The organism is Polaromonas sp. P3_B4, assembly GCF_056402835.1.
The window spans coordinates 1,730,870-1,745,533 of the sequence record NZ_JBFUGQ010000001.1 but is presented as its reverse complement, the minus strand read 5'-3'; the positions used below and the strand labels follow the sequence as shown (position 1 = coordinate 1,745,533).

The 14,664-nt window shown below is 61.7% G+C and carries 12 protein-coding genes; 5 read left to right on the top strand and 7 right to left on the bottom strand.

Annotated features, from left to right (window positions below; all coding sequences use genetic code 11):
* The first annotated feature begins 237 nt into the window (after positions 1-237).
* The 5 genes from aceE (at position 238) to AC1DVV_RS08400 (ending at position 9,140) form a co-directional block, all read left to right on the top strand.
* The gene (aceE, locus tag AC1DVV_RS08420) at positions 238-2,973 is read left to right on the top strand and encodes a pyruvate dehydrogenase (acetyl-transferring), homodimeric type (RefSeq protein ID WP_457280577.1); all 2,736 of its coding nucleotides are present in this window, start codon (positions 238-240) and stop codon (positions 2,971-2,973) included.
* A gap of 44 nt (positions 2,974-3,017) precedes the next feature.
* Positions 3,018-4,685, top strand: coding sequence for a dihydrolipoyllysine-residue acetyltransferase (aceF, locus tag AC1DVV_RS08415; RefSeq protein ID WP_477702203.1), 1,668 nt, complete (start codon positions 3,018-3,020; stop codon positions 4,683-4,685).
* 13 nt (positions 4,686-4,698) lie between these two features.
* A complete protein-coding gene (locus AC1DVV_RS08410; protein WP_457280579.1) occupies positions 4,699-5,289 on the top strand; it encodes an Ntn hydrolase family protein in 591 nt (196 codons plus the stop codon).
* On the top strand, positions 5,286-7,154 hold the full coding sequence (lpdA, locus tag AC1DVV_RS08405; RefSeq protein WP_457280580.1) for a dihydrolipoyl dehydrogenase: 1,869 nt from the start codon (positions 5,286-5,288) through the stop codon (positions 7,152-7,154). Before AC1DVV_RS08410 ends, lpdA begins: the two co-directional genes overlap by 4 nt.
* A gap of 582 nt (positions 7,155-7,736) precedes the next feature.
* A complete protein-coding gene (locus AC1DVV_RS08400) occupies positions 7,737-9,140 on the top strand; it encodes a reverse transcriptase family protein (protein WP_477707181.1) in 1,404 nt (467 codons plus the stop codon).
* Between the two features lie 63 nt (positions 9,141-9,203).
* On the opposite strand, the gene AC1DVV_RS08395 is transcribed toward AC1DVV_RS08400, so the two are convergent.
* From AC1DVV_RS08395 to AC1DVV_RS08365, 7 genes are all read right to left on the bottom strand, one after another.
* Positions 9,204-9,998, bottom strand: coding sequence for a bestrophin-like domain (locus AC1DVV_RS08395; protein ID WP_457280582.1), 795 nt, complete (start codon positions 9,996-9,998; stop codon positions 9,204-9,206).
* Between the two features lie 358 nt (positions 9,999-10,356).
* The gene (locus tag AC1DVV_RS08390) at positions 10,357-11,268 is read right to left on the bottom strand and encodes a polysaccharide deacetylase family protein (RefSeq protein WP_457280583.1); all 912 of its coding nucleotides are present in this window, start codon (positions 11,266-11,268) and stop codon (positions 10,357-10,359) included.
* A gap of 7 nt (positions 11,269-11,275) precedes the next feature.
* A complete protein-coding gene (locus tag AC1DVV_RS08385; protein ID WP_457280981.1) occupies positions 11,276-11,641 on the bottom strand; it encodes a nuclear transport factor 2 family protein in 366 nt (121 codons plus the stop codon).
* Positions 11,642-11,751: 110 nt separating this feature from the next.
* Positions 11,752-12,732 (bottom strand): Bug family tripartite tricarboxylate transporter substrate binding protein, encoded by a 981-nt coding sequence (locus AC1DVV_RS08380; RefSeq protein ID WP_457280584.1) that lies wholly within the window; start codon positions 12,730-12,732, stop codon positions 11,752-11,754.
* A 362-nt stretch (positions 12,733-13,094) separates the two neighbouring features.
* Positions 13,095-13,868 (bottom strand): sulfur oxidation c-type cytochrome SoxA, encoded by a 774-nt coding sequence (gene soxA / locus AC1DVV_RS08375; protein ID WP_457280585.1) that lies wholly within the window; start codon positions 13,866-13,868, stop codon positions 13,095-13,097.
* Positions 13,865-14,188, bottom strand: a complete 324-nt coding sequence (soxZ, locus tag AC1DVV_RS08370) for a thiosulfate oxidation carrier complex protein SoxZ (protein WP_457280586.1) — start codon at positions 14,186-14,188, stop codon at positions 13,865-13,867. Before soxZ ends, soxA begins: the two co-directional genes overlap by 4 nt.
* The gene (locus AC1DVV_RS08365; RefSeq protein ID WP_457280587.1) at positions 14,188-14,661 is read right to left on the bottom strand and encodes a SoxY-related AACIE arm protein; all 474 of its coding nucleotides are present in this window, start codon (positions 14,659-14,661) and stop codon (positions 14,188-14,190) included. The genes soxZ and AC1DVV_RS08365 overlap by 1 nt, the downstream gene beginning before the upstream one ends.
* Positions 14,662-14,664 lie beyond the last annotated feature (3 nt).

The following is a 14,664-nucleotide window of genomic DNA, read 5'->3' as shown; positions in this document are numbered from 1 at the left end:
ATTTGCCAGAGGCATTTGCCATGGGTATCGATTTGCCCAAGGCGTATGAAATTTCTTAATGTGAAATCAATAAGCACTATTTGAAATTTAACAAATATTGTGAGAAACTAGACGCTTGAATCTAATTTGCGTTTAAAACACGCTTAGGCGCAATTGGACACAGGCTCCGCGCACAGCCCGACAAGAGGCTGTATTGCGGATTAACAAAGCTTTATCAGGCTACTCAGGAGACAAAAAATGGCTGCCATTCCGAACCAAGCGGGCGACAACTTGCGCGCTGCCGCCAACGACGCGCTGGACAAGGACACCCAGGAAACCCGCGAATGGATGGACGCCCTGTCCGCCGTCATCGAAAGTGAAGGTCCCGAGCGCGCCCACTTTCTGCTCGAGCAACTCCTTGAGCACGCCCGCCAGAAAAGCATCGACATGCCTTTTTCGGCCAATACGGGCTATGTCAACACCATTGAAACCGACCACGAAGAGCGTTCCCCCGGCAACCTCGAGATTGAAGAACGCCTTCGCGCCTACATGCGCTGGAACGCCATGGCCATGGTCGTCAAGGCCAACCGCCTGCACCCCGCTGATGGCGGCGACCTGGGTGGCCACATCGGCTCCTTCGCCTCGCTGGCCAGCCTGTTCGGCGCCGGCTTCAACCATTTCTGGCACGCCGAGAGCGCTGAACCGGGTAAAGAGCACGGCGGTGACTGCCTTTACATCCAGGGCCATGTATCGCCAGGTGTCTATGCCCGCGCTTACCTTGAAGGCCGCCTGACCGAAGAGCAGCTGCTCAACTTCCGTCAAGAGGTCGACGGCAAGGGCCTGTCCAGCTACCCGCATCCCAAGCTCATGCCCGAGTTCTGGCAGTTCCCCACCGTCTCCATGGGCCTCGGCCCACTGATGGCGATTTACCAGGCGCGTTTCCTCAAATACCTGCACGCCCGAGGCATTGCCAACACCGAAAACCGCAAGGTCTGGGTCTTCTGCGGCGACGGCGAGATGGATGAGGTCGAATCCATGGGCGCCATCGGCCTGGCTGCGCGCGAAAAGCTCGACAACCTCGTCTTTGTCATCAACTGCAACCTGCAGCGCCTCGACGGCCCTGTGCGCGGCAATGGCAAGATCATCCAGGAGCTCGAAGGTGAGTTCCGCGGTGCCGGCTGGAACGTCATCAAGCTCATCTGGGGCAGCAACTGGGATCCGCTGCTGGCCCGCGACAAGGATGGCGCGCTGCGCAAGGTCATGATGGACACGGTGGACGGCGACTACCAGGCCATGAAGGCCAACGACGGCGCCTTCGTCCGCAAGCATTTCTTCGGCAAGGACCCACGCACGCTCGAGATGGTCGCCAAGATGAGCGACGACGACATCTGGAACCTGCGCCGCGGCGGCCACGACTCGCAAAAGGTCTATGCGGCATTCCACGCGGCCGTCAAGCACGAGGGCCAACCCACCGTCCTGCTGATCAAGACGGTCAAGGGCTTCGGCATGGGCAAGATTGGTGAAGGCAAGAACAACGTCCACCAGACCAAAAAACTGGCCGACGAAGACATCAAGGCTTTCCGCGACCGCTTCAATATCCCGATTCCCGACAGCCAGCTCGCCGACATCCCGTTTTACAAGCCGGCCGACGACACGCCCGAGATGCGTTACCTGCACGAGCGCCGCAAGGCCCTTGGCGGCTACCTGCCGCATCGCCGCGTCAAGGCCGACGAGCAGTTCACCGTGCCGGCCCTGGAGACCTTCAAGTCGGTGATCGAACCCACGGCCGAAGGCCGCGAAATTTCGACCACGCAGGCTTATGTGCGTTTTCTCACGCAACTGCTGCGCGACCAGGCCCTGGGCCCGCGCGTCGTGCCCATCCTGGTAGATGAAGCCCGCACCTTCGGCATGGAAGGCCTGTTCCGCCAGATCGGTATCTACAACCCTGACGGCCAGCAATACACGCCGGTCGACAAAGACCAGGTGATGTACTACAAGGAAGACAAACAGGGCCAGATCCTGCAGGAAGGCATCAACGAAGCCGGTGGCATGAGCAGCTGGATCGCAGCCGCCACCTCGTACAGCACCAACAACCGGATCATGATCCCGTTCTATGTGTACTACTCGATGTTCGGCTTCCAGCGTGTCGGCGACCTGGCCTGGGCGGCCGGCGACATGCAGGCGCGCGGTTTCCTGCTGGGCGGCACCTCGGGCCGCACCACGCTGAATGGCGAAGGCCTGCAGCACGAAGACGGCCACAGCCACATCCTGGCCGGCACCATCCCCAACTGCATCAGCTACGACCCGACCTTTGCGCATGAAGTCGGCGTCATCCTGCACCATGGCCTCAAACGCATGGTGGAAAAGCAGGACAACGTCTATTTCTACCTGACGCTGCTCAATGAAAACTACGCGATGCCCGGCCTCAAGCCCGGCACCGAAGAGCAGATCATCAAGGGCATGTACCTCTGCAAAGAGGGCGCCAAGCTCACGCCGCGCGTGCAACTGCTCGGCTCCGGCACCATCCTGCGCGAGTCCATTGCCGCGCAAGAACTGCTTGAGAAAGAGTGGGGCGTTGCCGCCAACGTGTGGAGCTGCCCGAGCTTCAACGAACTGGCCCGCGACGGCCAGGACTGCGAACGCTGGAACCTGCTGCACCCGACCGACAAACAGCGTGTGCCGTTTGTCAGCCAGCAGCTCGAAAAGCACACCGGTCCGGTGGTTGCATCCACCGACTACATGAAGGCCTATGCCGAGCAGATTCGCTCCTTCGTACCCAAGGGCCGTACCTACAAGGTGCTGGGCACCGACGGGTTTGGCCGCAGCGACTTCCGCAGCAAGCTGCGTGAGCACTTCGAGATCAACCGCCACTACATCGTCGTGGCGGCGCTCAAGGCGCTCAGCGAAGAGGGCACTGTGCCGGCGGCCAAGGTCGCCGAGGCCATCAAAAAGTACGGCATCAACGCCGACAAGATCAATCCGCTTTACGCTTGAGTTAAAACCCTGACGTAGCACCTGTAGCAACCGGAGACAAGAATATGGCAGTGGTAGACATTCAAGTTCCTGATATCGGGGATTTCGACGAAGTGACGGTGATTGAGCTGATGGTCAAGCCCGGCGACACCGTGAAGGCGGAGCAGTCGCTGATCACCGTGGAGTCCGACAAGGCCTCCATGGAAATCCCCTCCAGCCACGCGGGTGTGGTGAAGGAGCTCAAGGTCAAGCTCGACGACAAGGTCAAGCAGGGCTCCGTGGTCCTGACGCTGGAAGTGTCCGGCGCCGAAGCCGCCCCGGCTTCAACAGAAAAACCGGCTGCAGCGCCCGCTGCGCCTGCGCAAGCAGCTAGCAAATCTGTAGCGGCGTCGGCACCTGCACCTGTAGCGGCCCCTGCTGCTTCCGGTCCGGTGGAAGTCCGTGTGCCCGATATCGGCGACTTCAAGGACGTGTCTGTCATTGAAGTCCTGGTCAAACCCGGCGACACCATCAAGGCCGAGCAGTCGCTGATCACGGTGGAATCCGACAAGGCCTCGATGGAAATCCCGTCGTCTGCCGCAGGTGTGCTGAAAGAACTCAAGGTCAAGATGGGCGACGTCGTCAACATCGGCGACCTGCTGGCCATCCTGGAAGGTTCTGCGGCTGTGAGCGCATCGCCTGCGCCCGCGCCAGCCCCCGCTGCAGCGCCTGCCGCAGCATCTGCTGTTGCCCCTGCACCGGCAACGTCATCTGCTCCAGCGAGCCAGCCGGCCCACAACCCCACCACCGCACCGCAGGGCAACCTGCCGCATGCCTCACCCTCGGTGCGCAAATTCGCACGCGAGCTCGGTGTGCCGCTGGCAGAGGTCAAAGGCAGCGGCCCCAAAGGCCGCATCACGCAAGACGACATCCAGGCCTTCACCAAGTCGGTGATGGACGGCAGCGTTCGCACCCAGGTGCAGGCCGCCAAAGCGCCCGCATCTTCGGGTGGCGGCGCAGGGCTCGATTTGCTGCCATGGCCCAAGGTTGACTTCACCAAGTTCGGCCCGGTCGAGCGCAAAGACATGTCGCGCATCAAGAAGATCAGCGGTGCCAACCTGTTGCGCAACTACGTGATGATCCCGCACGTCACCAACCATGACGATGCCGACATCACCGAACTGGAAGCCTTCCGCGTTTCGACCAACAAGGAAAACGAAAAGGCGGGCCTCAAAGTCACCATGCTGGCTTTCCTGATCAAGGCCAGCGTTGCTGCCCTGAAGAAATACCCCGAGTTCAATGCCTCGCTCGACGGCGACCAGATCGTCTACAAGCAGTATTACCACATCGGTTTTGCTGCCGACACGCCCAACGGGCTGGTCGTTCCCGTGCTGAAAGACGCCGACAAAAAAGGCGTGCTGCAGATCAGCCAGGAAATGGGCGAGCTGGCCAAGAAGGCGCGTGACGGTAAATTGACGCCAGCCGAAATGCAGGGCGCCAGCTTCACCATCTCTTCACTGGGCGGCATCGGCGGGCGTTACTTCACCCCCATCATCAACGCGCCGGAAGTCGCCATCCTCGGCGTGTCCAAGAGCCAGATGGAGCCGGTCTGGGACGGCAAGGCCTTCCAGCCGCGCCTGATGCTGCCGATGTCTTTGGCCTGGGATCACCGGGTGATCGACGGCGCAGGCGCTGCGCGCTTTAACGCTTACCTGGGCCAAATCCTCGCCGACTTCCGCCGCGTCCTCCTCTAAACGGGGCGGAACCATGACAACACTTGTAGTCGTCAAAAAGGCGGGGCAGGTTGCCATCGCTGCCGACACGCTGGTGACCTTCGGCGACACCAGCCTGGGCCACCGGTTTGAAGCCAACAGCAAGATCTTCAAGGTCGACACGCCTGCCGGCATGAGTTACGTGGGCATGGCCGGTACGGTGGCGCATTTTCCGGTGCTGCGCAAGGCCATGGCGGCCTTGCCCAAAGAGCAGCTCAAGTTGGGTTCGCGCGACGAGGTGTTCGACACCTTCGTCAAGCTGCATCCCATGCTGAAGGAAACGTTCTTCCTGCAGACCAAGGAAGACGACAACGATCCCTACGAGTCCAGCCAGTTCACCGTGGTCATTGCCAATGCCAGCGGCATTTACGGCCTCTACAGCTACCGTGAAGTCTTTGAGTTCAAGGAATTCTGGGGCATTGGCTCAGGCCGCAGCTTTGCGCTCGGCGCCATGCATGCCGCCTGGGACAAGGCCAAGACCGCGCGCGAAGTGGCCATGGCCGGCCTGAACGCGGGTTGCGAGTTCGACAAGAACTCCGCCGGGCCCGTCGACATATTCACCCTTAAATTGAAAGCCTCCAAATGAGTGCATCCCCTGTGATCGACATCAAGGTACCGGACATCGGCGACTTCGACGAAGTGTCCGTCATTGAAGTGCTGGTCAAGCCCGGCGACACCATCAAGGCCGAACAGAGCCTGATCACCGTTGAAAGCGACAAGGCCTCGATGGAAATCCCGTCTTCGTCGGCCGGCGTGGTCAAGGACATCAAGGTCAAGGTGGGCGACAAGGTCAAGCAAGGCTCCGTCGTGCTGACGCTGGAAAGCACCGGTGCTGCCGCTGCGACCGCCACAGATGCGGCACAAAAACAGGCTGCAGCGCCCGCAGCACCTGCGCAAGCAGCTCCTAAAACTGTAGCGAGCCCTGCCGCAGCACCAGCCCCGGTTGCCGCCAGCTTCACCGGCTCGGCCGACCTGGACTGCGACGTGCTGGTGCTGGGCGCCGGCCCTGGCGGCTACTCCGCCGCCTTCCGTGCCGCCGATCTGGGCCTGAAGGTTGTGCTGGTAGAGCGTTACGCCACGCTGGGTGGCGTCTGCCTGAATGTCGGCTGCATTCCTTCCAAGGCCTTGCTGCATGTGGCCGCCGTGATGGACGAGGTCAAGCATTTCGACAGCCTGGGCGTGAGTTTTGGCGAACCCAAGCTCGACATCAACAAATTACGCACCCACAAGGAAAAGGTCGTCGGCAAGCTCACTGGCGGGCTGACGGCCATGGCCAAGATGCGCAAGGTCACCGTCGTGCGTGGCCTGGGCCAGTTCGTCGGTGCCCATCACCTGCAGGTTGAAGAAACCAGCGGCGCCGAAGGCCAGGAGAAAACCGGCAAGAGCCAGACCATTGCGTTCAAGAACTGCATTATTGCCGCTGGTTCGCAAGCTGTACGCCTGCCTTTCATGCCAAACGATCCCCGCGTGGTGGACAGCACCGGCGCGCTGGCACTCAAAGAGGTGCCCAAGCGCATGCTGATCCTGGGCGGCGGCATCATCGGCCTCGAGATGGGCACGGTGTATTCCACACTGGGCGCACGCCTGGACGTGGTCGAAATGATGGACGGCCTGATGCAGGGTGCCGACCGCGACCTCGTCAAGGTCTGGCAAAAAATGAACGCGCCGCGTTTTGACAACATCATGCTCAAGACCAAAACGGTGGGCGCCAAGGCAACCAAGGCAGGCATCGAAGTCACGTTTGAGTCCGCGGAAGCTGGCGGCAGCGCCCCGGCCCCGCAGACCTATGACCTGGTGTTGCAAGCCGTGGGCCGGACACCCAATGGCAAGAAGCTGGCTGCCGAAAAAGCCGGAATCACAGTCTCCGACCGCGGCTTCATTCCGGTCGACATCCAGATGCGCACCAACGTGCCGCACATCTTCGCCATCGGCGACATCGTGGGCCAGCCCATGCTGGCGCACAAGGCCGTGCACGAAGCGCACGTGGCTGCCGAAGTCATTGCGGGTGAACTGCAAGGCAACAAGGAACTGGCCAGCGCCGCCTTTAACGCCCGCGTGATCCCCAGCGTGGCTTACACCGACCCCGAAGTGGCCTGGGTGGGTCTCACGGAAGACCAGGCCAAGGCCGAAGGTATCAAGGTCAAAAAGGGCCTGTTCCCCTGGACGGCTTCTGGACGCGCCATCGCCAATGGCCGCGACGAAGGCTTCACCAAGCTGCTGTTTGACGACAGCCCCGAAGCGCATGGCCACGGCAGGATCCTGGGCGGCGGCATTGTCGGCACGCATGCCGGCGACATGATCGGCGAGATCGCACTGGCCATCGAGATGGGTGCGGACGCCGTCGACATCGGCAAGACCATACACCCGCACCCAACGCTGGGCGAAAGTATCGGCATGGCGGCGGAAGTGGCGCACGGTAGTTGCACCGATTTGCCGCCAACGCGAAAGTAACGCTGAAAAGTTGCCAGAGGCGCTACTAAAGTCAGTAGCCGGCCGCGCAGACACCGCAAGGGTTGCGCGGTTTTTTTTATAGGTTGAGTTTGAACGCAGTCCTGAGAGAGCCTTGCCCAACCCAAGGCCGACGTGTAGCTGACGCCTTGCATGCGTTGGTGCGGCGTATCACCGATCTTCAAGGGAAAAGTGCCTCTAGCCCTTTCCAGATAAGCGCAAGCAGCTATTGAATTGATAGCGAAGTTCGCCCTCTTGGTGGACATTTTTTTTGACATGCGCGGGCCGTGTAGACGTATACCAAAAGCATTCCCTGTTGTTTTGGCGCCTTCACAGCGCTGGACAACAACTCGTTGTCAAGGGCAAACCATTAGAATTTCGACGACGCCAGCATTCCAAGTGTTGCGAGCGGGACGTGATTCGTTGCTGCCTGTCCGCACCATGGGGTACCCCCATGGTTGTTTTGTGCCTAGAGATTTCGGCGCGTGAGCGGACTGCGCATTCTGCGCACCCAGCTCACGCATGACCTGCTGGTTGGGATGCCGGCGTCAACCCAATTCCATGCGCGAAGCCAGCTTCCGACATTTGATTGCACGCGGCCTGGCTCGCGCACTGCTCGCCGACGCGGACAAGGCGGGCGGCACCACCTTGCGAGCTCTTCAGGCCAGGGCTGCCGCAGCCATCGGGCAACGCCCCGCGTGGCTTCGGGAACTGCTTGAACCGCTGTCTCTGTTGTCGGCCATCACCTGGCAAAAATTTGACGTCACTTCGCTGGCACGGCGGATGGAGGCATCGCATGCCTTTGATCTGGCCTTTCGGGAGGAGGGCGACGACGAAGACGAAGACGGGGAGCCCAATGACTCCAGGGAGCCGCAAGCCTCGCAACCGGATGATGACCGGGATGACCCCGAGCCGGAAAGGCCACCGCGCATTCGCCGGTTGATCCTGCGACCGGCGGTGATGCGCCCCCGGCCGTTGGGGCTGGAAGCTTGCGTCTTGCCCGACATCCCTACGGATGCCGATCTGGCGCGCTGGCTCCAGCTCTCCCGCGAGCAACTGCGCTGGCTGGCCCCGGCGACGCCGGCAGTTGTCGAGCATTACCGTTACGGCCTGCAGCCCAAGCAGACAGGTGGCCTGCGTTTGCTGGAGACGCCCAAGGCAGAACTCAAGCGTGTGCAACGTCACATCCTGCATACGCTGCTCAGTCAGGTGCCGGTGCATGAAGCCGCGCACGGCTTTACCGTCGGCCGCTCAGTCAAAACCCATGCGGCAGCTCACGTCGGGCAAGCCGTGGTCATCCGTTTTGACTTGCAGGATTTCTTTGGCAGCGTAGGGGCAGCCCAGGTCAATGCCGTCTGGCGCACGCTGGGTTACCCCGAAGGTGTGGCGCGAAGTCTCACCGCGCTCTGCACACACCGTACGGCGGGGATGGTGATCGAGCGTCTGCGCGACGATGGCGGGCTTGACTGGATGGGTGCCAAGCGCCTTGGTTCCGCGCATTTGCCGCAAGGCGCGCCCACCTCCCCGGCGCTGGCCAACCTCTGCGCTTTCAATCTCGATTTGCGGCTTGAGGGATTGGCCTGGGTGTTCGGCGCGAGCTATACGCGCTACGCCGATGACCTGGTATTTTCAGGCCCCGAGTCGCTGCGACGGCAGTTTCGCGCCTTGCACGCCTGGGTTGCAGAGATCGTTCGCGATGAAGGCTTTACCCTCCATCCGGACAAGACGCGTTGCCTGCCGCGGCATCAGCGGCAGCGCGTGAGCGGAGTTGTGGTCAACGTTCACCCGAACGTGCCGCGTGATGATTTCGATCGGCTTAAAGCGTGTTTGCATCAAAGCGTGTTGCACGGGCCGGCGTCGCAAAATAAAAACCGGCTTGCCGACTTTCGCTCGCACCTGCTGGGCCGGATCGGTTGGGTCGGGCAATTCAGCCTGGCGCGGCAGGCGAGACTCATGCGCCTGTTTGAGCAGATCAACTGGTCGACCTGACGGCTGCGAGGGCCGCGGAAGCGGCGCACCGCAGTTGTACGAATTTGCCGCCGGCGCGCGGCTCTAGCGCGGGGACGGCATGAGCCGTTCCTGAATCAGCTTCAGGGCGTCCGGCGAAACGCTCTCTTCGCCGCGGAAGGGGTTATCCATCGCGGCGATGAAAAACAGCATCAAGCCGACAAAAGTCGCCAGGATGCCCGACAGCACAAGGTGTAGCGCCAGCCGGTCCATGGAAAACAGCCACAGCAGCGAAAAGTTCAGCGCCGCACCCAGACATACCACCCACCACAGCACACCCGAGAGGGAGGTGCTGACGCTCTGCAGGCGCGCATACCGGGCCTCCAGAAAGCTGTTGAATTGCCGCAGTGTTTCGGCATGCAGGATTTCCTGGGTCCGGTTGGCAGGGGCAAATGACAGCAGCTTTTGATGAAGGTCTGAAACGCGCGTGGTGCCGCCAGCATGCAGCCGTCCTTGCCGCTGCTCGGGCCAGGCTTCGACGATCAGAAAGCGTACGTAGTCCCTCATCTGGCCCTCCAGGGTGGCGCGCGCAGGCTCCGGATAGTTCGACAGATCACGGTACAGCGCCGCAATGGCGGTGGCCTCCTTGCCCACGGCTTTTTCTGCATCCGCGAAGTTCTGGTAGGTGGCAACCGCGATCAGGCCCAGCATCAGCCCATAGAACACCCCATAAGCCGAAAGAAAGTAGCTGACAAATTCATTGGCGTCCGGCTGCGGGCCCACCCACTTGCGCACCAGCGGCCGCAGCAGAAGCAGGCCACCCCACGTGTAGGCCAGGCAGACGGCGCAAAAAAGCAGCGCCAGCATCCAGTTGGGTATGTCGTAAATCCAGTAGAACATGGCGCCTGCCCCTTTTTTTATGTCGAACCCCCACCCCGATGCGGATGATAACCACGGTTGCATGCCGGAAGCTTTCGGTCCGGCGGTCCCGGCAAATGCGGGGCAGTGCTGCGGCAGGGATTGAATACCCGAAATGTTGAAGGGAGAGTTGGGTGAAAGGCCTGTAAATAGTGCGCAAACTGCTATCAATTTAATAGCTAACTCGCTTTGCGTGAACCTCAGGCCGTACACCGGGCGACTCCAGCGCTGTGCCTTTCGCGCGGACATTCAGCTCAAGCTCCACCAGCTCCTGCGCGTAATAAGCAAAAGCCTCTGCCCGCGCTCCGGCATGCACACGAGCGCCTCTTTCAGGGGCCGCTCACGCGGCCATCTGTACGGCGTGCCGGAAGATATCGCCCGGCGTGCTCATCCAGACCTGGCCCCGGTCACGTGCGGAGGCGACATGCTGAAGCGCGCGCCGCAGGTGGCGCAGGCGGTAAGGCTGGCCGACGATGTAGGGGTGCAGTGCAATGCCCATCACCAGTGGTGCTGAACCGCTGGCCTGCGATTGCTCCAGCATCTCATCAAGCTGATCGATGATCAGCTGCGCAAAGTCTTTGCCGTCCATCTGACGCGCAATGATCATCGGGATGTCATTGAGTTCCTGCGGGTAAGGCACAGCCCACAAAGCCTTTCCGCTGCGGGTGCGCATTGGCAGCGGCTGGTCGTCGTGGCACCAGTTCAGGGTGTAGCCATAGCCGCTTTCAGCGAGCAGGTCAGGGGTATGCAGGCTTTCCGAAATCCACGGTGAAAGCCACCCGGCGGGGGACTGGCCGCTCTCCTGTTGCATGCGTGTGCGGCACTGCACCAGCAGGCTGCTTTCGTCCGCTTCACTCATGGCGGCCTGGCGTTCGGCGTTGGTGTGGCCATGGCCGACCAGTTCATCGCCGCGCGCTACGCAGGCAGCCACCAGCTCGGGGCAGTGGTCATACAGTGCGGTGTTGATCAGGGCGGCCGCCGGCAGGCCCAGGCTGTCAAACAGCTCGAGGCAGCGCCAGCTGCCCACGCGGTTTCCGTACTCGCGCCAGCTGTAGTTCAGGACATCCGGCTGCGGGCTGGCCGGGCCGATGGTGGCACCCATGCCCTCGCCGAAGGCAAAGTGCTCGATGTTGAAACCCAGGTAGACAGCCAGACCAGCACCGTTGGGCCAGCGATAAGGTTTGCGCTGGTTGATCGCCTGGTAGTCAAAGCGATTGTGCGTCGGCAGGGCGCCGCTGTAGCTTGCCGCCATCAGCTGATCACAGCACAGCCAGGCCTGCCCGCACCAGCAGCCATTCGGCGCTGTCGTTCCACACGTCCATGTGTGTGATCAGCCCGCTTTTGACGACATAGCGGTCCACATAGCGGTTGCCTTCGAAAGGCGTTCCGTCAGGCCATTCTCCGTACAGGGTTCCCAGGCTGTAGACCACCGCTTCGTCGGGCACGGCACCGTTTGAGCCAGCGGCAACCGTTTCGGTGCGCTCAATCCTTTTTTTCACCCATTTGTAGCGCGATGCATTAAATTTGGTGCACTCAGCGGGGGCGCTCATGGCCCGGCCTCCGGTGAAAAGAATCTTCATGCCGGGTGCGGTGAACCGGCTGGCGGCCACCGGGTCAGGAAGCATGATGAGCCGGAGGAACTCATTGACCACGTCGGCAGCGCTTGCCGTGTCGCTGGAAAAGGTGTGAGTGCTGCTCAATCAGGATGCTCCTGCGGCTGTCGTTGCCGGAAAAATCATGTTATCACCTCGACGTTGGCCAGCTTGGCCACGCTGCGCCAGGTGTCGATCTGCGAATTGATCAACTGAACGAACTCTGCGCCGACCACCGCATTCTTGCGCGGCAGGGTCTGGATTTCTTCCAGTCTGGCTGCGATGTCCGGTTTGGCGAGAATTTCAGGGATCAGTGCCGTCAGCCGCGCAAGAATGGGCCCAGGCAGGCCTTTGGGCGCTGACAGCCCCAGCCACTGGGAACCCGTCAGCCTGGGAAAGCCGAGCTCGGCAAAGGTCGGAATGTTGGGAAGCGCTGGCAGGCGGCTCGGGGTAGAGACAGCCAGCGCGCGCAGGGACCCCGCCTTGAGTTGGGCCACGTTGGTGGTGATGGGATCGAGCAGGCTGTCGATCTGCCCGCCCAGCAGGTCTTGCATGGCCGGCGCGCTGCCTTGGTAGGGGATGTGGTCGTGTTGGGGCGCCTTGCCTTCAATCTTGAGCATTTCGCCAAACAGGTGATTGGCAGAACCGATGCCCGATGAGCCATAACGCACAGGCCGGGTCCTGGCGGCCGTCAGGTATTGCTCCAGGGTCTGGAAGGGCGACTGTGCACGCACCAGCAGCACCATGGGCGCTTCGACCAGCATGCCCATGTGAGAAAAATCATTCACCGGGTCAAAGGGCATGACTTTGCGGGTGGCTGTGGCATAGATGTGCACCGACGCATGGCTGACCAGCAGGGTGTAGCCGTCGGCGGGCTGCTTGGACACGTAGTCGGTGCCGATCAAGCCACCCGCACCCGCGCGGTTTTCCACCAGGACGGTCTGGCCCAGCGCCTGCGACAGGTGTGGCGCCATCATGCGTGACACGGTATCAACCAGACCGCCTGGTGGGAATTGCGCGACCAGTCTGATCGGCCCACGCGAAGGCCAGGCGCTTTGGGCGCTTGTCCATGCTGGAGCGGTCAGGGCAGAGATGCCGGCGGCCAGGGCGTGACGACGTTTCATGGAATGCTCCTGAAGGGCTGAAGGCTGCATTGGCAACCATCAACACGATTGAAAGCGGGGAAGCGGGGAAGCGGGGAAGCGGGGAAGCGGCTGATGACATCTGGCGATCAGCAACTTGTGTGCCAATTCGACTGTTCAGGCATTCGCGCTTTGGAGCCGGGTTTTCTTTGTGCCCCGACGCTGGCACCAGGAGGTGCCTCCCGGCCCAGGTCGTGTGACGGGATAAGCCTCATGTGACGGAAAGCCGGCACTGACCCGAACGGGACGGTCCGGTTTTGAGATGGTAAAAAGCGCAGCAGCCCCTCGCCGGATTTGCTCAATACGCTATGTAATTGATAGCATCCGCAGTACTGCCGCTCAAATCACGGCCGCACGCCCGGCGTCTCCATTGCCATGCCTTTTGCACGGGCATTCAGGTAAAGCTCCAGTTCCACCAGCTCCTGCGCGCCATAGGCAAACGGCTCGGCACGCACCCCGCTCATGCAGCCGCGGATGCGGCGCTGCAGCGAACCCAGCGCCTGCCATTCGAGACGGTACACCGGGTAGCCCGTGGGATGTGCCTCGGGAATCAGGCTGCTGGCCAGACGCCTGCCGGCCAAACCGTCATGGCACTGCGCGCAGGACAGGTTGAGCTGGCCCATGCGCTGCGCGAAAAGCTGCTGCCCACGCTGGCGGAAAGGCTCCAGCCGGGCATCATCGGGCGGTAATATTGGCAGGCCGCGCGACTGCAGCGCCACATAGCTTTCCAGGCTCAGCAGATCCTGGCTCTCCGGACGAAGTGGCGCGGCCTGCTGGTGATGCTGGCGGCACTGGTTGATGCGCTGGCTCAAGGTGATGGGCCGGCCGAGTTGAATGTCAAACGCCGGGTATCGCGCCGACACGCCGCGCATGCTGTCCGGCGTTGTGTGGCAGCTGATGCACGCCTTTCCGTTGGCACCTGTTGGCTGTTTCCACAGCGCTTCGCCGTCCTTGACCCACAACATGCCGGGATTCAGCGCATCGTCTTTCTGCATGGCCTGGGTGGATGCGCTCATGTCCTCAAAGCCTGAACGGCGAAGGTCTTTTGGCGGCGCGGTCTGTGCGCCGGCATGGCATGCCAGCAGGAAAGACAAAAGGCCCGCGGGGATGCGCGTCATCCCGTGACGGCCAGGTTGATGCTTTCAGTCTGCGCAAAACCGTTGTCGCCTTCCCAGCGAAGCACCAGCGTACCGCTCTCGGTGGCCACGGTATGGAAGGCGAGGTAGGGATTGGCCGAGACGGCCGAAAACAGCTCGGCGCTGAAGACCAGTTCGCCGTTGTAGCGGCAGCTGAAGGTCTTGATGATGTTGCGCGGCAGGATCTTGCCGTCCTCGCCGGCGCGAAAGCCGGTTTCCATCGGGTGGCCTATGGTCGCGCGTATCTCGATGACTTCACCGCGTCTGGCGGTAGTTGGGGCATTGATGAGTGTGCGTGCCATCAGGGATCGCCTTCAATACAAGCCGCCAGGGTCACGATGACATTGACGGTGTGCGACCAGTAGCTGCCGTCGCTCATCAGCGCCACTGCCACAAGCTGCTGCGAAGTGGCGAGCCGGATGCGCGTGGTCACGCTGGCCTTGCCGGAGCGAGGCCCTAGCGTGAAGCGGGCCACATCGCGCTGGGGGTTTTTCTCGTTGAAGACGGCAATGCTTTTCACGTGGTCGGCCGCCGTCATGGGGCTGTCCACCGTGACGGTGATGGGCACCACATTGCCGTTGTCGACCAACTCGGCTATGTCAAGCTTGACTTTGCCCGCTCGTACCGGAGCGCTTTGGGCATAGGCCGCCACCGCTGCCGCCAGCTCACCGGCCTGCGCCGCTGCGGGACGCAAAACGACGCCCAGGCCCATGCTGGCCGCGCCCGCCAGAATCTGGCGCCGATTAAAAGAAATAAAACGGCCTGCTGTGGTCATGAG